The 19312-nt window shown below is 62.8% G+C and carries 19 protein-coding genes; 6 read left to right on the top strand and 13 right to left on the bottom strand.

Annotated elements, in window-relative coordinates:
* Window positions 1–33 precede the first annotated feature (33 nt).
* The 4 genes from ACKAMS_RS30800 to ACKAMS_RS30815 form a co-directional block, all read right to left on the bottom strand.
* Window positions 34–495 (bottom strand): hypothetical protein, encoded by a 462-nt coding sequence (locus ACKAMS_RS30800; RefSeq protein ID WP_408989978.1) that lies wholly within the window; start codon window positions 493–495, stop codon window positions 34–36.
* Window positions 496–626: 131 nt separating this feature from the next.
* The gene (locus tag ACKAMS_RS30805) at window positions 627–1562 is read right to left on the bottom strand and encodes an SDR family oxidoreductase (RefSeq protein WP_408989979.1); all 936 of its coding nucleotides are present in this window, start codon (window positions 1560–1562) and stop codon (window positions 627–629) included.
* Window positions 1559–2470, bottom strand: a complete 912-nt coding sequence (locus ACKAMS_RS30810; protein WP_046378621.1) for a bile acid:sodium symporter family protein — start codon at window positions 2468–2470, stop codon at window positions 1559–1561. Before ACKAMS_RS30810 ends, ACKAMS_RS30805 begins: the two co-directional genes overlap by 4 nt.
* A complete protein-coding gene (locus ACKAMS_RS30815; protein ID WP_408989980.1) occupies window positions 2470–3789 on the bottom strand; it encodes a flavin-containing monooxygenase in 1320 nt (439 codons plus the stop codon). The genes ACKAMS_RS30810 and ACKAMS_RS30815 overlap by 1 nt, the downstream gene beginning before the upstream one ends.
* A gap of 56 nt (window positions 3790–3845) precedes the next feature.
* On the opposite strand from ACKAMS_RS30815, the gene ACKAMS_RS30820 reads away from it, so the two are divergent.
* Entirely contained in the window at window positions 3846–4910 is a 1065-nt protein-coding gene (locus ACKAMS_RS30820; protein WP_408989981.1) for an Lrp/AsnC family transcriptional regulator, read from the top strand.
* Window positions 4911–4968: 58 nt separating this feature from the next.
* Here ACKAMS_RS30820 and pheT read toward each other — a convergent pair whose 3' ends face one another.
* The 6 genes from pheT to infC all read right to left on the bottom strand — a co-directional run bounded on the left by pheT (window position 4969) and on the right by infC (window position 10994).
* Entirely contained in the window at window positions 4969–7455 is a 2487-nt protein-coding gene (gene pheT, locus ACKAMS_RS30825) for a phenylalanine--tRNA ligase subunit beta (protein ID WP_019748615.1), read from the bottom strand.
* 60 nt (window positions 7456–7515) lie between these two features.
* A complete protein-coding gene (gene pheS / locus ACKAMS_RS30830) occupies window positions 7516–8586 on the bottom strand; it encodes a phenylalanine--tRNA ligase subunit alpha (RefSeq protein WP_003944109.1) in 1071 nt (356 codons plus the stop codon).
* Window positions 8587–8756: 170 nt separating this feature from the next.
* Window positions 8757–9587, bottom strand: a complete 831-nt coding sequence (locus tag ACKAMS_RS30835) for an RNA methyltransferase (protein ID WP_317559795.1) — start codon at window positions 9585–9587, stop codon at window positions 8757–8759.
* Window positions 9588–9610: 23 nt separating this feature from the next.
* Window positions 9611–10000 (bottom strand): 50S ribosomal protein L20, encoded by a 390-nt coding sequence (gene rplT, locus ACKAMS_RS30840; protein ID WP_019748616.1) that lies wholly within the window; start codon window positions 9998–10000, stop codon window positions 9611–9613.
* 63 nt (window positions 10001–10063) lie between these two features.
* Window positions 10064–10258: a 50S ribosomal protein L35 gene (gene rpmI, locus ACKAMS_RS30845; RefSeq protein WP_003944043.1), complete on the bottom strand. Its 195-nt coding sequence runs from the start codon at window positions 10256–10258 to the stop codon at window positions 10064–10066.
* Between the two features lie 43 nt (window positions 10259–10301).
* Entirely contained in the window at window positions 10302–10994 is a 693-nt protein-coding gene (infC, locus tag ACKAMS_RS30850) for a translation initiation factor IF-3 (protein WP_003944008.1), read from the bottom strand.
* A gap of 370 nt (window positions 10995–11364) precedes the next feature.
* Between infC and ACKAMS_RS30855 the strand changes: the two genes are divergently transcribed.
* Window positions 11365–11733 carry a DUF1844 domain-containing protein gene (locus tag ACKAMS_RS30855; RefSeq protein WP_020907885.1) on the top strand — a complete coding sequence of 123 codons (369 nt, stop codon included), beginning with the start codon at window positions 11365–11367 and terminating at the stop codon, window positions 11731–11733.
* A gap of 1 nt (window position 11734) precedes the next feature.
* The gene (locus ACKAMS_RS30860) at window positions 11735–12151 is read left to right on the top strand and encodes a DUF1801 domain-containing protein (protein WP_019748618.1); all 417 of its coding nucleotides are present in this window, start codon (window positions 11735–11737) and stop codon (window positions 12149–12151) included.
* A 5-nt stretch (window positions 12152–12156) separates the two neighbouring features.
* On the opposite strand, the gene ACKAMS_RS30865 is transcribed toward ACKAMS_RS30860, so the two are convergent.
* Window positions 12157–12867: a YafY family protein gene (locus ACKAMS_RS30865; protein WP_019748619.1), complete on the bottom strand. Its 711-nt coding sequence runs from the start codon at window positions 12865–12867 to the stop codon at window positions 12157–12159.
* Window positions 12868–12947: 80 nt separating this feature from the next.
* Between ACKAMS_RS30865 and ACKAMS_RS30870 the strand changes: the two genes are divergently transcribed.
* Entirely contained in the window at window positions 12948–13658 is a 711-nt protein-coding gene (locus tag ACKAMS_RS30870; protein WP_019748620.1) for an alpha/beta fold hydrolase, read from the top strand.
* A gap of 72 nt (window positions 13659–13730) precedes the next feature.
* Here the strand turns inward: ACKAMS_RS30870 and uvrA are convergent, their stop codons facing one another.
* Window positions 13731–16691 (bottom strand): excinuclease ABC subunit UvrA, encoded by a 2961-nt coding sequence (gene uvrA, locus ACKAMS_RS30875; protein WP_024487477.1) that lies wholly within the window; start codon window positions 16689–16691, stop codon window positions 13731–13733.
* Window positions 16692–16865: 174 nt separating this feature from the next.
* Here uvrA and ACKAMS_RS30880 point away from each other — a divergent pair, with 174 nt between their 5' ends.
* Window positions 16866–17552 (top strand): MBL fold metallo-hydrolase, encoded by a 687-nt coding sequence (locus tag ACKAMS_RS30880; protein ID WP_020969731.1) that lies wholly within the window; start codon window positions 16866–16868, stop codon window positions 17550–17552.
* A 28-nt stretch (window positions 17553–17580) separates the two neighbouring features.
* Here the strand turns inward: ACKAMS_RS30880 and ACKAMS_RS30885 are convergent, their stop codons facing one another.
* Window positions 17581–18060 carry a DUF2716 domain-containing protein gene (locus tag ACKAMS_RS30885; RefSeq protein WP_020907890.1) on the bottom strand — a complete coding sequence of 160 codons (480 nt, stop codon included), beginning with the start codon at window positions 18058–18060 and terminating at the stop codon, window positions 17581–17583.
* Between the two features lie 217 nt (window positions 18061–18277).
* On the opposite strand from ACKAMS_RS30885, the gene ACKAMS_RS30890 reads away from it, so the two are divergent.
* Complete coding sequence (locus ACKAMS_RS30890) at window positions 18278–19210, top strand: DoxX family protein (protein ID WP_205906192.1); 933 nt, start codon at window positions 18278–18280, stop codon at window positions 19208–19210.
* Window positions 19211–19312: the final 102 nt, after the last annotated feature.

The following is a 19312-nucleotide window of genomic DNA, read 5'->3' on the forward strand; positions in this document are numbered from 1 at the left end:
ACAGTATGCATCATTGTGCATCGGAATGCATAATTACTTACCCATGGATCGCCGGATCTCCTCGAGCTTGGCTTTTGCGGCCTTCTGGCGCTCGTCCCACTGCTCGTCGACGGACTTTCCGGCAGGACTCTCGTGTGCCAATTCGACCGAACCTATGGAAGTACCGAAGCGCCCCTCTATCTTCTCCCGAACACGGTCGAAAGTGGGGACTCCCCCTTCGGTGTAGTCGGGTTCGGGAATTCTCGGGTCGGTCGCAAGTACCACCGGGACGTCGATGATCTCGTCGACCTCCACAACGGTGTCGGGCAGTTCGACTTCTTCGGCGTCGGTGATCGTGTTGTCGTCCTCTACACGGTGCGGCTCGAGGCTCGCGGCAGCGGTGTCCACCACGGAAAGAAGGACCGACAAGCTCGGACGACGCTCGACCACTGCGCGGACGACCGCGAGGAAGTCCTTGTCGTCGAGTGCACTGGCGGCCTCGACTACCTGGTGCACGGACCCATCGTGCTCGGACCCATCGTGCTCGGACCCATCATGTTCGGGCCCATCATTTCGTGACACTGTCAGTCCCTTCTCGAAATGCCGACGGACAACTCCGATCCTTCCACGACTGTCTGCCGAAGGAGTCAGCGTGAGGCGAGGTAAGCGGCAAACGCGTCCTCGCTCGAATATTCGGGGACGTACCCGAACTGTTCCTTGAGCCGCCGATTGTCGAGAACGGGTCGGTACTGGAGAAATCCGACGCGCTCCGGACCGTGTTCCGTTACGCCCAATCGCCGTCCGACGCGTAGAACGCCTCGCAACAGCCATGCAGGAAGCGTCACCGTGCGCTTGCCCATCCGGGAAGCCAACTCGTCGACGGTCAGCGCGCCGTCGCCCGCGACGTTGAAGATGCCCACTTGGTTTCCGGTCACGGCCTCCGCAAAAGCGCCCGCGACATCGGTGTGCCAGACGAACACGAAGGGGCTGTCGCACCCGGCAACCTTGAGCAGCTTGCGGCGATCGAACAACGCGGTGATCTGATTGTCGACGCTCTCACCCAAGATCGTGCCGATCCGGAAGACAACTTGTTCCAATTCCGGGTGTTCGACGCGATATTCGGCGAGCATCTCTTCGACCAGGCGTTTGTGGCGACTGTAAGTGAATTCGTCGTTGCCTCGGACAGGTACGTCCTCGGTGATCCACGGTGGGTTGTCGGAGTGGTAGCCGTACGCCGCTCCGGACGAAGACACGACGATCCGTCCAACCCCGTGTTCGACGCAGGCCGCGAGCACGTTTCGTGTCCCGTCGACGTCGACGCGGTACTCCTGCTCTGCTGTCGTGTTCTTGCCGGGTTTCACGATGGACGCAAGGTGGATCACGACGTTCGGTCGGTACTGACCGAACACCCGCCCCAATTCTGTGGGGTCGCAGACGTCCGCCCTAACGCGGCGGATGCGATCGTCCGGCGTGTCCTTGACGGTGAGGTCGACACAGACGACGGTGATGCCCTGCGCGATCAGTGCGTCGATGACAGCGGTACCCAGGAACCCGTTCCCGCCCGTGACGAGTGCGACGGTCATGCCGGTACCGCCTTTCGGGCGCGTCGCTTGGACCAGATCGTCGCCAGAGCCAACCCGGCGATGATGTCCCAGATCCCCCACCAGCCGGCCACGATGGCCATGCCACCGAGCCCGTCGAAGAACGTGAACACCAGGCCAAGCCCCAGTCCGGCATTGCGGATGCCGACCTCGAAAGAGACGGCGCGACGGCTGTATTCGTTCAACCCGGTGACGGCGCCGCAGAAGTATCCCAGTGCGAGGGCAACCGTGTCGTGCAGGAAGACCGCGAGCAGTACCACCCCGATGTAGTCGACGAAGTACGACGCATTCCCTGACACACCCGCGACGATGAAGATCAACAACGCCACCAACGAACCGTTTTTCACCCAAGGCTGCGCTTTCGCGGCGATCTCCGGGAACTTTTGTGCCGCCCAGATGCCGAGAACGAACGGCACGCCGATGATCAGGGCGATTTGCGCGACCATCTCGAGCGCATTCAGGTTCACGGACTGCAACAGAGCGTCGGTCTCCGGGCGTCGGCTCCCCCAGAACGCGAGATTGAGCGGCATGAGGAAGATCGCGAGGACGTTCGACACCGCCGTCATGGACACCGAGAGTGCGACGTCGCCGCCCGCCCGGTGAGTCAGGACATTCGAGATATTGCCCGGCGGGCAGCACGCCACCAGGATCATGCCGAGCGCTACCGAGGGAGCGGGCGAGAGAATCAGCGTCAGCAGAAAAGTCACTGCCGGCAGCAGCAGGAACTGGGCAGCGATACCCACCGCCATCGCCTTGGGTTTGGTGAGCGCACGACGGAAGTCGTCGACCGAGGTGTCGAGGGCGATCCCCAGCATGATCGCGGCCAGCACCACGTTGAGGATCATCAACGATCCCGGGTTGAAGTTGAGCACCACGTCGTCGATCGGCATCACTGTCCTCCCTTCGTCAGAGCGGCATCGAGCAGTCCGATGTGCCGTCTGATCGCCGATCGGTAGGCGTCCTTGTTCACGTAGTAGGCCATTCGTCCCAGCTTCAGGTACTTGTATCCCCCGGACAGATCGGGAGGAGGGCCGGCCGCCGCCGCCGAGAATTCGCGCGCCGCGGCGGGGGCTTCGGTGCGTGCGGTGATCAATTTGGCCACCAACTCGGCCTGCTCGTAACGGCCCTGCCACCCGAGACCGGATGCTTCGACCATGCCGAGCACAAAGAGATTGTCGTGACGGCGACTCGCGACGTTGAGGAACAGGTCCGGGGCAGCGCCCGACCAGTCCAGGTCCTCGCGCGCGATGAAGGGATAGTCGAGGTGATACCCCGTGGCGCAGAGAACGAGGTCGTAGTCGGCAGACGATCCGTCGACAAACCGCACCGTCTTCCCCTCGAACCGGTCGACGTCAGCGCGCACGTGCACGTCACCGTGCCCGATGTGGTGCAGGATCAACGAGTTCACGACCGGATGCGATTCGTAGATCTTGTAGTCCGGTTCCGGAAATCCGAACCGCACCGGATCTCCCGTGAACTGCTTGAGTACCAAGGTGTCGACGCGTTGTTTGATCCACGGCGGCAACGGCTTTCCCTGATTCAAGGTGTCCGAGGGTCGCCCGAACAGATACTTGGGGACGAAGTAGTAGCCTCGCCGAACGCTCAAATCGACGCACTCGGCCTGGTGGACGGCATCGACTGCGATGTCGCATCCACTGTTGCCCGCTCCGATGACCAGTACCCGCCTTTCGCGGAAGATCTCGGCGCTGCGGTACTCGCTCGTGTGCATCAACGTGCCGGTGAAGTCGCCCCGGAACGTCGGTATGTTCGGCTTCGACAGCGTTCCGTTCGCGATGATCACGCCTCGATACCGCGCGACTGTCGTCTCGCCGCTGCGACTACGCGTGGTGACCTGCCACAGCGAATCGACCGGCGAAACGTCGATGACGGTAGTGCCGAAGGCAAAGTGCCTGCGAAGATCGTGGGTATCGGCGTAGTCGCGGAAATACTCGGCAAGTTCGACGTGGCTCGGGTAGTCGGCAACCGAATCCGCCATCGGGAACTCCGCGAATGCGGTGGTGCCCTTCGACGAAATGAGGTGCGCCGACTCGTAGACGGTGCTGTGCGGGTTGTCGATGTCCCAGAGCCCACCGACGTCGTCGTGGCTCTCGAAGCCGTCGAACGCTATTCCGGCTCGTTCGAGGTTTCGTGCGCCGGCCAATCCAGACGGACCCGCTCCGATCAGCGCGTACTTGGCCTCTGTGCTCATGGGTCGAGCGTCGCAGATAGTTCGAATCTTGCGGCAATGTGCAGGATAATGACGTTATGAGCGCACTCGATGCCGACAACGATCGCGGGATAGATGAAATCGATCTGAGGATAATCAATGCGCTGCAGCTCGCACCGCGATCGAAGTGGCTTTTGTTGGCCGGCCCACTCGAACTCGACGCCGCGACTCTCGCCCGGCGTTGGAATCGACTGTCCGAATCGTCGTTGGCCTGGGTCACGGTTACTCCGGGGCCACAGGTGCTGGGCACCATCGTCACAGCGATCATCGAAATCGATTGCTCACCAGAACTTCTCGACACCGTCGCGGCACGTCTCACCGTCTTGGCCCACGCCGTGACCATCGAAGTATCAACAGGTAGAGCCGATCTGCTCGTCACAGCCGGTACTGCGGACTTGGCGTCGATGTCGCGCTTCATCTCGGAAGAGATCGCAACCATCGACGGCGTACTCGCGACACGAACCTCGATCATCACACGCTGGTTCACCGAAGGTGGGCGATGGAGACTCAATGCGCTGGCACCGTCCGAGAAGGGTGTGCTGACCACCAGCGAAAACCGTACTGCCGTGCGCGCTCGGTCGACCGGCATTTCCGAACAGGATCGCAAGGTTCTCACGATCCTCGCCTACGACGGGCGCACTCCCATGAAGGAGTTGGCCGACGCGATCGGTGTCAGTCCGGCTGCGTGCAAACGCCAGATCGACCGGCTCACGTCTTCGGGGTTGGTGGCGCTGCGGTGTGAATTTGCCCGGCCGCTGGCCGGGCTTCCCGTGCTCGCCACACTATGGTGCCGCGTCGAACCCGAACTTCTCGATACTGCGGGCCGATTACTGAGCCGAGCGCCGGAAGTCCGAAACTGTTTCGCGGTGGTGGGCGCCGACAACCTGGTGGTTCAGTTGTGGCTGCATTCTCCTGCAGAACTCGATGCATTCGAAATTCGTCTGCGCAAGGAGATTTCGGGGCTTTACGTCACCGAACGATCCATCGTGCTGCACCTGCGCAAACTGCTCGGTCACGTACTCGATCAGGACGGGCGCAGAACCTCGACGATCGCCCCGGATGTGTGGTTGCCGAGCCGCACCGATTCACCGGAAAACCGATAACACGACAGAGCCCACGACCACTGGGAGTGGACGTGGGCTCTGTGATCAGTTGAGTAAATCAGCCGCGCATCTGCGCACCGACGGCCTTGGAGGCAGCCTCGACCGCTGCATCGCGAGCCGCGCTTGCCTCGTCCTCGGTCAGTGTCCGGTCGACACCACGGAATCGCAACGCGAACGCGAGCGACTTGCGGCCTTCACCGACCTGCTCGCCCTCGAAGACGTCGAAGAGGCGAATGTCTTCGAGAAGTTCGCCGCCGCCGGAACGCAGAGCTTCCTGGACCTTCGCCGCAGGAATATCGCGATCGACAACAACCGCCACGTCCTGGAGCACTGCGGGGAAGGGCGAAATGCGCGGCGCCGGCAGGTTCTCGACCAACGGCAAAGCGTCGAGGTCGATTTCCAGTGCACAAGTGCGCGCAGGCAATCCCGCACGCTCGAGAACAGCCGGATGCAGTTCGCCCGCATGACCGACTACGTTGCCGTCAACGACAACCTCGGCGCAACGGCCGGGATGCCACGGCAGGTACTGCGCCGCACGCAGTTCCACCTCGACGCCTGCTGCAGCTGCAATGACCCGCACTGCTGCAAAAGTGTCCGAAGCCTCGGCCTGACGGCCAGGACCCCAGGGGCCGCTCGGCTCACGCAAACCACTCAACACTGCAGCGATGTGCACGGGCTGAGCCGGCAACGACGCGATCAGGTTCGCGATCTGCTCGTCCGTCGGGCGACGATCCACCGGCAATGCATCCACCGGCTTGGTATCGGGGCCCGGCAGGACAACCTGCGCGATGCCGTACAGCGAAAGATCACGCTGACCGCGAGAAGCGTTGCGAGCCAGGATCTCCAGCAGACCCGGGAGCAGCGTGGTCGCCAACTCCGGACGATCGGCTTCGAGCGGGTTGAGGACCTTGCTGGTGTTGCGGCGCGGATCATCCGCGTCGAGGCCCCAGACGTCGAAGACGTTGGTGGGCAGGAAGACCGGAGGAAGGACCTCGACGTAACCGGCGTGAGCCACGGCCTTCGACACCGTGCGCTTACGCCGCTGCGACGGAGTCAATCCGCGTCCGGCCGGAGCAGCGGGAAGCACCGACGGGATCTGCTCGAGACCTTCGAGGCGAAGAACTTCCTCGACAAGGTCCGCAGGCTGCACCAGGTCCGGACGCCACGACGGCGGCGTCGCGACCAACTGGCCGTGTCCCTCTTCGCTGACGCCGACCTCGACGTTGCAGCCAACCTGGGTGAGGCGGCGAGCTGCGGTGCCGTTGGGGTACGTGACTCCGGCGACACGATCGGGCAGGTCGATATCCATGCGAATGGCAGCGCGAGGGGCAACATCGCCCACGTCGGTCAGGACCGGCTCGATCCGTCCGCCGGCAATCTCGACCAGCAGAGCGGCTGCGCGGTCGACGGCCGCGAGCGGAATCGCCGGATCGACGACGCGCTCGAAACGCTTGCTCGCCTCACTCGGCAGCTTGTGCCGGCGCGCCGTCTTGAAGACTGCGAGCGGATCCCAAGTAGCTCCTTCGAGGAGGATGTCCGTCGTTGCCGTTCCCACCTCGGTGGTTGCGCCGCCCATGACGGCAGCCAGCGAGATGACTCCGGAATCGTCGGCGATGACAACGTCTTCGGGATCGAGCGTGCGTTCGACGTCGTCGAGCGTCGTCAGCTTCTCCCCCGCCTTGGCGCGACGGACCACCAGGTCGCCCTGCACCGAGGTCGCATCGAACGCGTGCAGAGGCTGACCGAGTTCGAGCATCACGTAGTTGGTGACGTCGACGGCCGGCGAGATCGGGCGAACACCCGAGAGCAGAAGTCGACGCTGCAGCCACCACGGGCTCACTGCCTGCGGATCGATACCCGTGATCTTCCGCATCACGAAACGCGAAGCCTTGGACTCCGGTTCGAGGCGCACCGGCCAGGCTTCACCCTCAGCCGGGTGCGCGGGAACCGAAGCGGGATCGGCATATTCGAGATCGAAGCCGCACGCGAGCTCTCGCGTGAGACCGCGGACCGAGAAGCAGTAGCCACGGTCCGGGGTGATGTTCAGTTCGATGATCGTGTCACCGAGACCGAGCAACTCGTTGCCATCTGCGCCGGGTTCGGCGGTACCAGGCTCGAGCACCAAGATGCCCGAATGGTCTTTGCCGATACCGAGTTCCGAGACGGAGCAGATCATGCCGTCGGACACCTGGCCGTACGTCTTGCGAGTGGCGATTTCGAATCCGCCGGGCAGCACCGCGCCGGGCAGCGCAACGACGACGAGGTCACCCTCGTTGAAATTGCGTGCGCCACAGACGATGCCGCGAGGCTCGGGTTCGCCGACCTCGACCTGGCAGAAGCGGATCGGCTTCTTGAACTCGGTCAGTTCGGTGATGGAGACGACCTTGCCGACGACCAACGGGCCGTCGATCGCCTCGAGTGTGTCGAGTTCCTCGACTTCGAGTCCCACCCGGACGAACCCGGCGTCCAGCTCTTCCGGGGTTACCTCCCAGTCCGGAGTTGCCCGCTGCAGGATCTCGGTCAGCCAGGATTGCGCTACTCGCACGTCTGCTCAGCTCTCTCGTTTGTCGATAAGTCTTTGTGAAGGTTCCGCGGACCGGATCGGTCAGCCTGCGACACCGAAGGGCAGCGTGAAACGCACGTCACCTTCGACGATGTCGCGCATGTCCGGGATACCGTTGCGGAACTGCAGGGTCCGCTCGAGGCCCATGCCGAATGCGAAACCCGAGTACTCGTCGGGATCGATACCGCTGGCGCGCAGAACGTTCGGGTTGACCATGCCGCAGCCGCCCCACTCGACCCAGCCGGCGCCGCCCTTCTTGTTCGCGAACCAGACGTCGACCTCGGCCGACGGTTCCGTGAACGGGAAGTAGTTGGGGCGCATACGGGTACGCGTCTCGGGGCCGAAAAGGGCACGAGCGAACGCGTCGAGAGTCCCGCGCAGGTTGGCCATGGTCAGGCCCTTGTCGACGGCCAGGCCTTCGACCTGCGAGAAGACAGGCGTGTGGGTCGCATCGAGTTCATCGGTGCGGAACGTGCGGCCCGGGCACACCACGTAGATCGGCACCTCACGCGAGAGCATGGTGCGGACCTGCACCGGCGAGGTGTGGGTACGCAGCACCTGGCGAGAGTTCTCGGGTGCCAGGTGGAAGGTGTCCTGCATCGTGCGCGCAGGGTGATCCGGCAAGAAGTTGAGTGCGTCGAAGTTGAAGTGCTCGGTCTCCACCTCCGGACCCTCGGCAACTTCCCAACCCATCGCGACGAATACGTCGGCGACCTGCTCGGAAATCAGGCTGATCGGGTGACGCGCCCCGACGGGGTGGCGATCGGAGGGCAGAGTGACGTCGATTGCCTCGGCAACCAACACCGCGGCGTCACGCTCGGCGAGGAGGACCTCACGACGAGCGTCGTACGCGTTGTTGATCCGAGTGCGGAAGATGTTGACGCGCTTACCGGCGTCCGCCTTTTCCTTGCCCGGAAGGCTGCCGAGTCCCCGGCGCGCGAGGGCGATCGGGGACTTGTCCCCCAGGTGCTCCACCTTGACGTGCGCCAGCGCGTCCAGGTCAGCGGCGTCCGCCAGCGCCTTCTCGGCGTTCTCAGCCGCAGCGGTCAACGCCTCTTCGGTGAGTACACTCGCGTCGACCTCCGGCGGTGTCGCGCCCTCATTTTTGGCCACAGCTGTGACGCTCCTGTCGCTTCTCGGTTTACTTCTCGTACTGCGTGCTTCTTGTACTGCTTACTTCTTGTACTGCGAGCGAGCATTCGAACTCGCTCGAGCATTGTCTCTGCTCTTGTATTGTCTCAGGCTTCCGCAAATGGGATTCCGTGAGGTCTTCGCGTGCGTTTTCAGCCGTGATCGGTGGCGCGATTTTGCACCCGCGCGCTTGCGTACAGGCAAATTGCCGCCGCTGTCGCGAGGTTCAAGCTTTCGGCGCGGCCATGGATCGGAATCCTGACCCGATGATCAGCCTGTGCGGCGATCGCCGGATCGAGACCGTGAGCTTCGTTACCGAACAGCCAGGCCGTCGGCCTGCTCAGCAACTCGTCGGCCTCGTCGAGATCGACCTCGCCGTCAGCTGCAGTCGCGAGAATCTGAATGCCGGCTGCGCGAATCTGCTCGATCACCGACACCGTGTCTCGATCGCGGACGACTGGCAGGTGAAAGAGGCTGCCCGCCGACGAACGAACGACCTTGCCGTTGTGCGGATCGACGCTGTCACCGGCGAGGATTGCCGCATCGGCACCCACTGCGTCGGCGATGCGAATGACGGTGCCCGCGTTACCTGGTTCGTTGACCTCGACCGGCACTGCGAGCAGGCGGGTCTCCTGATGGACGGCTGCGCTCAGCGGTACATCCAGTAGATCGCTGACGGCAACGAGACCGGGCGGCGTGACGGTATCGCTCAGAGCTTTGATTGCTCGATCGGTCACAAGAGCAACACGAACTCCAGCGGTCAGCGCCCGATCGATGACGTGCTGATAGCGCTCGGCTGCGTCCTCGGTGTAGAAGAGGTCGTGTACCGGGCGGGCCTCGCCGTTCGAGAGTGCACCGTTCAACAGTTCGGTGACCGAGTTCTCGCCCTCGACGAGGAAACGTCCTGCTTTGCGTCGTTCTGCTGTGCGCAGGAGCTTGACAGCAGAAACGACCCGCGGAGTCCGCTCGGTGAGCGGGTCCACGGGCCGTTGCTGTGATGCGTGAATCAGGCTGCTTCTCCGGCAGGAGCGTTCACGTCAGCCGGCAGAGCGGCCTTCGCGAGTGCGACCAGGCCGGCAAAGGCCTCGGCATCGGAGACAGCGAGCTCGGCCAGGATCTTGCGGTCGACCTCGACCTCTGCCAGACGCAGGCCCTGGATGAGGCGGTTGTACGTGATGTCGTTTGCGCGAGCTGCAGCGTTGATACGCGTGATCCACAGCTTGCGGAACTCGCCCTTGCGCGCACGACGGTCGCGGTACGCGTAGGTGAGCGAGTGGAGCTGCTGCTCCTTGGCCTTGGTGTACAGACGCGAACGCTGTCCACGGTAGCCGCTGGATGCAGCAAGAATTGAACGACGCTTCTTCTGGGCGTTGACCGCCCTCTTTACGCGTGCCACTTGAAAAATCCTGTCAATCTAGGGGCTGAAAGTACGGCCCCGGGTGGTCAGTAAGGGGGCGACTCAGATGCCGAGCATGCGCTTGATGCGCGGAGCGTCGTCAGGGCTGACAACAGCGACACCGTCGAGACGACGGGTAACCCTGCTGGACTTGTGCTCGAGAAGGTGGCGACGGCCGGCCTTCTGGCGCATGAGCTTTCCGCTGCCGGACACCTTGAATCGCTTCGAGGCGCCGCTGTGGCTCTTCATCTTGGGCATGGAGTCCTCAGTTCTTGTTACGTGGTGGATCTTGGGAAATCGACTAGCTGGCCGGAGCCTCGGGAGCGGCATCGCCGGTCGCCGGTGCTTCCGGAGCTGCTTCACTGGAAGCCGGTGCGGCCGGAGCCGGACGCGGAGCAGCCTGAGCCACTGGCGCCTGAGCGCTCTCCTGCGCCTTGACGCGAGTCTTGGCGCCCTTGTGCGGTGCCAGGACCATCGTCATGTTTCGGCCGTCCTGCTTTGCCGAGGTTTCGACGAATCCGAGATCTGCGACGTCTGCTCCCAGACGCTGCAGAAGGCGGTAGCCGAGTTCGGGGCGTGACTGCTCACGTCCGCGGAACATGATCGTGACCTTGACCTTGGAACCGGCTTCGAGGAAGCGAACGACGTTGCGCTTCTTGGTCTCGTAGTCGTGGTCGTCGATCTTGGGTCGGAGCTTCTGCTCCTTGATGACCGTCAGCTGCTGGTTCTTACGTGACTCACGTGCCTTCTGTGCAGCCTCGTACTTGAACTTGCCGTAGTCCATGATCTTGCAGACCGGTGGACGGGCATCAGGAGCTACCTCGACCAGGTCGAGGTCGGCCTCAAGGGCCAAGCGGAGTGCATCTTCAACACGCACGATGCCTACCTGTTCCCCGCCAGGTCCGACCAAACGAACCTCGGGAACGCGGATACGATCGTTGATGCGGGTCTCAGTGCTGATGGGGCCTCCTAGGTTGAACGGTGCGGTCTTCATGACCGCACGCAGCCCGTACCGCCCGCACCCCAACAAAAAAGCCCCGCTGTGATGATTGCTCATCCGCGGGGCCCGATGTCGACCGATCACATAAGATCCAGCTCACGCCGAAACCTATCTCCTCGACTGAGCGAGGAACCTGACGAAGAATTGATCTCCGATAACAGGTGACCGGAACCACTGAACTGCAGTTTCACCTGCCGCGCAGAGGTGGGAGTCGGACTCCACTTGCTGCCCCCGAACAAGTCGGAGGCGGTCGTTGCAACAAGAGTAACAGGTCGCCACAGATGAAAGAAATCGGTGCCGCTCCCAGTGCTGCCGGGAGAGGCCCGATTCAACACCACCACGGCCTGATGGAATCCTTACAACCATGAGTGAGAACTTCGAGGCAGATCAGAACACCGACGGCGCGAACCCCGACGTCCGCGAACTCTCCGAAGTTCCCGCGGTCGAGGTCATCAGCCGCGCCGCAGTGATGCTGATGAGTTCGGCTGCCGAAAAACTCGGCCTCTCCGACGCCGATCCGTCTTCCAGTCCCTATCTGGACCTCGACGAAGCTCGTCGAGTCATCACGGCGCTTGCCGGACTGGTGACTGCGTCGGTCGAATACCTCGGCCCCCACGCCGGACCCATCCGTGAAGGCCTTCAAGCCCTGCAGCGCGCATTCCGTGAGGCCTCCTCGCACCCGGACGAGCCAGGAAAGGGACCGGGCGAGAAGTTCACCGGTCCGGTCTACTGAGTTGGCAACCGCCAACAAGACCCAACCGACGCCCGAGGACGTCGACGCATTCATTTCACGCGTCGACGACCGCAAGCGTGCCGACAGCGTGGAGCTGATCTCCTTGCTGTCGGCCGCGACCGGCGAGCCTGCCGTCATGTGGGGCTCGAGCATCATCGGTTTCGGGGCACGGCACTACCGGTATGCGAGTGGCCACGAAGGTGACACCCCACTGATCGGGTTCTCCCCCAGGGCCACCGCGCTCACGTTGTATTTGTCGCTGAACTTCGACGACTACACCGACACACTGGCGCGCCTCGGCAAGCACAAGATCGGCAAGGGCTGCCTGTACGTCAAACGGCTGAGCGACGTCGACATGGCAGTCCTGACCGAACTGATCGCGGATTCCGTTGCCGCAGCCCGCAACATGATCGACTGAACAGGTCACCTTCGTGGGGCTACAGGCCGAGCGTCTTCGGGCGGTTGGCCGAACAGGGTCGAATCCCGTGGTGTGAAGTGATCGTTCGTGAGCGTGGCCCGACGCATTCGATCGAGTCGAAACCACCGCACCGCGTCGCGCTGGCGACACCAGCCGATGAGAAACCACTGCCCACGGTCCTGCGCCAGAATGTGCGGCTCAACTGCCCGCACCGTCTCCGCACCGTCCCCATCCACGTAGTGCAACGACACGACGCGACTCTGTTCGAGCCCCTGCTCGACGGCCCGCCGGTTCGTGCGCGAATCCGCTACTACCCCGCCGTCGCCGCGAATCCACACACGGCCACCGAGTTCGGCGACCTTACGACGACTCTCCTCGTCCATCACGTCGAGCAGTTTCGCCAGAGCTGCTCGTCCGTCCGGCGCAAACGGGGCGTCACCGGCCGCCGTCAATGCCAACGCGATTGAAACTGCTTGCGGAACAGTGAAATTGACCGGCGGTAGCGTGGCGCGACCTACGAGTCGGTATCCACCCCCGGGGCCCGAGCGCGCCTCGATCGCCGCGCCCGACATCATCAGAGTCTCGATATCCCGCTTGATCGTCCGGGTGGTGACACCGAATTCCTCGGACAATCGGGAACACGTAGCCCCTCGATCGCCCTGTCGCCGAAGCTCTTCGACGAGAGCGTGCAATCTCGCAGCTCGATTCACGTTCACCAGTGTCGCAGATTTCGATACCAAACAGTGACATAATTGGTGACACTCTGTTGTCACCAACCTGATTGCACAGTGAGTCCATGAAAACTCACATCGTTCTTGTTCCCGGATTCTGGCTCGGCTCATGGGCTTGGGACGCAGTCCTCCCCCACCTCGAGCGCTCCGACACCACCCGCGTGACCAGCCTGACGCTGCCCGGACTCGACGCCGTCGATGCAGATAGATCAGCGGTCACCTTCGACGCCCACGTCCGCGCAGTCATCGACGCTGTATCGGATTCAGACGAACGTACGGTCCTGGTCGTGCACAGCGGCGCCGGCCCGGTGGGATACGCGGTAACCGATCGCATCCCGGATCGGGTCGCGCGGATCGTCTACGTCGATTCAGGTCCCATGCCCGACGGCGCGGCGCTGCGACCGGATCTGGCCGCTGACGTCGTCGAGATACCGCTGCCGACGTGGGCAGAACTTGAAGCAGACGGCAGCAGCCTCGAAGGACTCGACGAGAAGGCTCTCGAGGCGTTTCGCGCCAACGCCGTCCCCGAACCGGCCGGGCCGGCGCGTGAGCCGATTGTCCTGACGAACGAAAAGCGCTACCAGGTGCCGTCAACCGTCGTTTGCAGCACGTTCCCGTCCGCGGTGATTGCCCAGATGGCAGACGGAGGTCATCCGATGGCCGCCGAACTGGCGAAACTCCCCGTGACGTACGTCGACCTCCCGACCGGCCATTGGCCGATGTGGTCGCGCCCCGAAGACGTCGCCCAGGTGATCCTCGAGGCCGCCGCTTCCTGATCGACAAAGCAGTGATGCCGGATCGGATTCCGACCCGGCATCACTGACCGACTTCTACTTGCTCACCTTCTACTAGCTCACGGAAGCAGCTTTCTTCCGTGGCGCCGCCTTCTTTGCGGCAACTGCCTTCGTTGCACGCTTCTTGGTGATCGGCTTGGCCTTGACGGGCGCGTGTTGTGCGGTGAGAACCTCACTGAGGAACTTGCCCGTGTAGCTCTCGGGGACCGCGGCAACGTCCTCCGGGGTACCTTGCGCCACAACGGTTCCGCCGCCGGATCCACCTTCGGGCCCCATATCGACGACCCAGTCCGACGTCTTGATCACGTCGAGGTTGTGCTCGATCACGATCACGCTGTTGCCCTTGTCGACCAGACCGTTGATCACGATCAGGAGCTTGCGGATGTCCTCGAAATGCAGACCCGTGGTGGGCTCGTCGAGGATGTACACCGTGCGACCGGTGGACCGCTTCTGCAACTCGGCGGCCAGCTTGACGCGCTGCGCCTCACCACCGGACAGGGTCGGAGCCGGCTGACCCAGTCGGACATAGCCCAGTCCGACGTCGACCAGCGTCTTGAGGTACCGGTGAATAGAGGTGACCGGCTGGAAGAACTCGGCTGCTTCCTCGATGGGCATGTCGAGTACCTCGGCGATCGACTTGCCCTTGTAGTGGACCTCGAGCGTTTCGCGGTTGTACCGAGCGCCGTGGCATACCTCGCAGGGCACGTACACGTCCGGCAGGAAGTTCATCTCGATCTTCAAGGTTCCGTCGCCGGAGCACGCTTCGCAGCGTCCGCCCTTGACATTGAACGAGAATCGGCCGGGCTGGTAACCGCGGACTTTCGCTTCCGTGGTGGCCGCGAACAGGGTTCGAATCTTGTCGAACACACCGGTGTACGTCGCCGCATTCGATCGCGGAGTCCGGCCGATCGGAGACTGATCGACCTGCACGAGCTTGTCCAGCTGATCGAGACCGTTGATTCGTGTGTGACGGCCAGGCACCTGGCGTGCACCGTTGAGCTTGTTCGCCATGACGGTCGCGAGAATGTCGTTGACCAACGTCGACTTGCCCGAACCGGAGACACCGGTGACAGCGGTGAGAACACCCAGCGGGAAACTTACGTCGATGCCGTCGAGATTGTGCTCGCGAGCTCCGACGACCGTGACCTGGCGTTTGCGATCCACCGGCCGACGAATGGCCGGAACCTCGATGAAGCTGCGACCCGACAGGTAGGCCCCGGTCAAAGACTCTTCACACGTCAGCAGTTCTTCGTACGGTCCGCTGTGGACGACCTTGCCGCCGTGCTCGCCGGCGTACGGTCCGATGTCGACCACCCAGTCGGATGTACGGATCGTGTCTTCGTCGTGTTCGACGACGATCAGCGTGTTGCCGAGGTCGCGCAGGCGCGTCAGGGTTTCGATCAGTCGCCGGTTGTCACGCTGGTGCAGGCCGATGGACGGCTCGTCGAGCACGTACAACACACCGACGAGTCCGGATCCGATCTGCGTTGCCAAGCGAATTCGCTGGGCTTCGCCACCGGACAACGTGCCCGCGGCTCGCGAGAGGGAAAGGTATTCCAGGCCGACGTCGAGCAGGAAGCCGAGGCGCGCCTGAACTTCCTTGAGGACCTGACCCGCGATTGCCTCTTCACGCGAACCGAGAGTGAGGCTGTTCAGGAAATCCGCGCAATCGGAGATCGACAGTTCACAGACCTCGGCGATGGACTTACTGCCGAAGTCTCCCGCCGCGATAGTTACCGACAGGATTTCGGGGCGCAGGCGAGCACCACCACACGCCGGGCACGGGGTGTCGCGCATGTACCCGTCGTAGCGTTCCTTCATCTGATCGGATTCGGTCTGCTCGAGGCGGCGATGCAGGAAGGGCATCACACCTTCGAACTCCGCGTAGTAAGAACGGGTACGGCCGTACCGATTCTTGTACCGGACGTGCACCTGCTCTTCGCTGCCTTCGAGGATTGCTTTGCGGGCCTTCGCCGGCAACTTGTTCCACGGCGTCTTCATGTCGAATCCGAGAATGTCGCCGAGGCCGGACAGCAGGCGTCCGAAGTACTCGGAACTCTGGCCCATCGACCACGGCGCGATTGCACCGTCTTCGAGACTCAGGTCAGGATCGGGAACCACCAGATCCGGGTCGACCTCCTTGCGGATACCGAGGCCGGTGCATTCCGGGCAGGCGCCGTAGGGCGAGTTGAAGGAGAACGAGCGCGGTTCGAGATCGTCGATCGCGAGTGCGTGGCCATTCGGGCAGGCCAGTTTCTCGGAGAAACGACGCTCGCGATCAGGTGCATTTTCCTCGCGGTCGACGAAGTCGAGGACCACGATGCCTTCGGCCAATCGAAGTGCGGTCTCGACCGAGTCGGTCAGGCGCTGCTTCGAGCTCGCCTTGACCTGCAATCGGTCGACCACTACTTCGATGTCGTGCTTTTCCTGTTTCTTGAGCTTCGGCGGATCTGCGAGTGAATGGACGACTCCGTCGACGCGCACGCGCGAGTAGCCCTGGGTGTTGAGCTGATCGAAGAGATCGACGAACTCGCCTTTACGGGTACGGACTACCGGTGCGAGGACCTGGAACTTGATGCCCTCTTCCATCTCGAGCACCTGGTCGACGATCTGCTGCGGGGTCTGACGTGCGATCTTCTCACCACAGACCGGGCAGTGCGCAGAACCTGCGCGGGCATAAAGGAGCCGGAGGTAGTCGTAGACCTCGGTGATCGTGCCCACCGTCGAACGGGGGTTGCGGTTGGTCGACTTCTGGTCGATGGACACCGCCGGCGACAAACCCTCGATGAAATCGACATCGGGCTTGTCCATCTGACCGAGGAACTGACGCGCGTATGCCGAGAGTGACTCGACGTAGCGACGCTGACCTTCGGCAAAGATCGTGTCGAACGCGAGGCTGGACTTGCCGGAGCCGGACAACCCGGTGAAGACGATCAGGCTGTCTCGCGGGAGGTCGAGATCGACTCCTCGCAGATTGTGCTCACGCGCACCCCGCACGATCAGGCGATCCGCCACACCAATTCCCTTCATTGTCAATCGTCCGGGGCCGTCCCCCCGGAGAAGTCTCGAGTGGCCTCGCAAACGCGAGTCCTCGAGCGATCGTCATCGTAGGCCGAGCCACCGACACGTTTTTCTCACCAGGCGAGCCCATCGCTCTACCTGCCCCTATTCGAAGGTAGCCTGCGTTTCATGACGAATCAGCCCATCGTGATCGACGACTCCTACACCGGTCAGGTCTCCCCCGATTCTGCCCCTCAGCGGCGCACAGTCGACGGCGCCGTCATCACGAAGATGTCGGTCGGCCCCATGGACAACAACACTTACCTCGTCGTCTGTTCCGCGACCGGGAAATCTCTCCTGATCGATGCGGCCAACGAGGCCGAGAAGATCATTGCGCTCATCGAACAGGAAGCACCTGTTTTCGATTCCATCGTCACCACCCACCAACACGGTGATCACTGGTTGGCTCTGCAGGACGTCCACGCTGCCACCAAGGTGCCGACCGCCGCTCACCCTCTCGACGCGGAGGTCCTTCCCGTCACCCCGGACGTACTCCTCGAAGACGGTGACAAGGTGACAGTTGGCAATCTGAGCCTCGACGTCATTCACCTGTCCGGCCACACGCCCGGTTCCATTGCGTTGGCTCTGACCGAACCGAACGGGCAGGTTCACCTCTTCACCGGCGACTCACTCTTCCCCGGAGGCGTCGGAAAGACCGCCGACCCCGAGAAGTTCACTTCCCTGCTCGACGACGTGGAAAACAAGCTGTTCGGAAGGTACGACGACGCGACTGTGGTCTACCCCGGGCACGGCAAGGACACGACGCTGGGTACCGAGCGCCCGCACTTGGCGGAATGGCGCGAGCGCGGTTGGTGACGTTCCGCTTGCTCCGTACTGGACCCTGCTAGCCGACTTCCTGACTATCGACCTGTTCATCGTCGACCTGTTCACCGTCGACGCGAAGTCGCGGAAGCCAGGTCGAGAGAGTCCGGCCGAGTCCTTCGACCATCCGTTCCCCGAACACACACAGCGTGCGTTCCCACGGATGGCCGAAGGTCCCTTCCGTGAAGTCGTCTCGACTGAATATGTAGTAGTCGCCGTTCGGATAGATCGGGACACGCCACTCCGCCAACTCTTTCGCGGCAGCATGCGCCTCCGCGTCGAAGGTGTAGCCCGGATGCTGCCAATCCAGAACGACGAAGTTGGGATCGTCGTTCCAATCGGTGACAAAACAGCGCAACGCTTCGGCGTTGATCGCATCCACGCGAGCGGCCCACGCCCCTGGAGTCGCAGCTGGCGCCGCACCCAAATCGAAGACCACGGACGGCGTCGGCTCAGCGATACCTTCGTGGTCACAACACCATCGTGCTCGAACGGTGCGCATTGTGTGACACCTTCGAACACGCCGTATGCGGATACGCGGTAACGGATACTTCAGAACGGTGTGTCCGGATCGGTGGAGAAGTCATCGACGCAGTACAGCGCGCTTCGGCGACCAGGAATCCGTCAACCGGGTCAGGCGTCGCGGGATCGCCGAACCGGACCAATTCCTTGTGAGATCGCTAGGGTGGAAAACGAACCTACATCGGGAGGCTTGAAACATGCTGGTACGTCGAATTGCTCGTCCACTGCTTTCCACGATCTTCATCGCCGGGGGAATCGATGCTTTGCGCAACCCCGCTCAGCGAGCAGCCAAAGCGTCACCGCTGATCGACAAATCCGTCGAGACGCTGCCAGGAGCAGTGACGCAGAAGGTGCCTGCTGATCCGGAAACACTCGTCAAGATCAACGCCGCCGTCCAGATCGGCGGCGGTGCCCTGCTGGCCACCGGCAAGGCGCCGCGCCTCGCGTCGTTGGTCCTCGCGGGGAGCCTGGTACCGACCACGCTTGCCGGTCACGACTTCTGGAACGAAACCGATCCGTCACTGCGAGCGATGCAGCGGACCAACTTCATCAAGAACGTCAGCCTGCTCGGCGGACTGATGATCGCGTCCGTCGACACCGAGGGCAAGCCGTCGCTCGGCTGGCGTGGCCGCCGCGCCGCGAAGAAGGCTCAGGCGTCTATCGCCGCGGCACTTCCGTTGGTCGCATCGCAGACCGATCACACGAGCGATCGCGTCGAACACGCTCTGTCAGTGGCTTCCGAACGCGGTTCCGAACTTGCCGAAACCGCGAAGGCGCACGGCACGGATTGGCTCGAACTTGCCAAGGAGCGCAGCTCCGAGTTCGCGGAGATCGCGAGCAAGCGTGCCGCGGAACTCGGAGAGGTCGCCAAAGAACGCGGCCCGGACATCCTCGAAGTCGCGCAGAAGCGCGGCTCCGAACTGGCCGAGACCGCACGCGAGCGCAGCGCCGAACTGGCAGAGCTGGCGAGCAAGCGCAGCTCCGAGTTCGCCGAACTCGCGCTCGAAAAGAGCAACGAGTGGGCCGAAACGGCGTCGGAGCAGACCGAGGTACTGGGTAAGCGTGCCCGAAAGCGCGCCGAGAAGGCGCTCGAAAAGGCTCGCGCCAAGAAGGACGAATTGACGCACTGAGTGCACCGAAGACACGGTCAGGCCACCTTCGGGTGGCCTGACCTGTATCTATGCGGCAGTTCATCTGGGGGAACTAGACTGTCTTGGCGCTTTTGCAGCGCG

The organism is Rhodococcus sp. 5A-K4 (assembly GCF_046097995.1).
GTDB lineage: Bacteria > Actinomycetota > Actinomycetes > Mycobacteriales > Mycobacteriaceae > Rhodococcus_F > Rhodococcus_F erythropolis.

Coding starts and splice junctions, on each gene's coding strand:
- ACKAMS_RS30885 (WP_020907890.1), bottom strand. CDS start 18,060: ATGCGCACCGTTCGAGCACGATGGTGTTGTGACCACGAAGGTATCGCT.
- ACKAMS_RS30855 (WP_020907885.1), top strand. CDS start 11,365: ATGAGTGAGAACTTCGAGGCAGATCAGAACACCGACGGCGCGAACCCC.
- ACKAMS_RS30810 (WP_046378621.1), bottom strand. CDS start 2,470: ATGCCGATCGACGACGTGGTGCTCAACTTCAACCCGGGATCGTTGATG.
- ACKAMS_RS30820 (WP_408989981.1), top strand. CDS start 3,846: ATGAGCGCACTCGATGCCGACAACGATCGCGGGATAGATGAAATCGAT.
- rpmI (WP_003944043.1), bottom strand. CDS start 10,258: ATGCCCAAGATGAAGAGCCACAGCGGCGCCTCGAAGCGATTCAAGGTG.
- ACKAMS_RS30880 (WP_020969731.1), top strand. CDS start 16,866: ATGACGAATCAGCCCATCGTGATCGACGACTCCTACACCGGTCAGGTC.
- infC (WP_003944008.1), bottom strand. CDS start 10,994: ATGAAGACCGCACCGTTCAACCTAGGAGGCCCCATCAGCACTGAGACC.
- ACKAMS_RS30805 (WP_408989979.1), bottom strand. CDS start 1,562: ATGACCGTCGCACTCGTCACGGGCGGGAACGGGTTCCTGGGTACCGCT.
- ACKAMS_RS30870 (WP_019748620.1), top strand. CDS start 12,948: ATGAAAACTCACATCGTTCTTGTTCCCGGATTCTGGCTCGGCTCATGG.
- ACKAMS_RS30890 (WP_205906192.1), top strand. CDS start 18,278: ATGCTGGTACGTCGAATTGCTCGTCCACTGCTTTCCACGATCTTCATC.
- ACKAMS_RS30815 (WP_408989980.1), bottom strand. CDS start 3,789: ATGAGCACAGAGGCCAAGTACGCGCTGATCGGAGCGGGTCCGTCTGGA.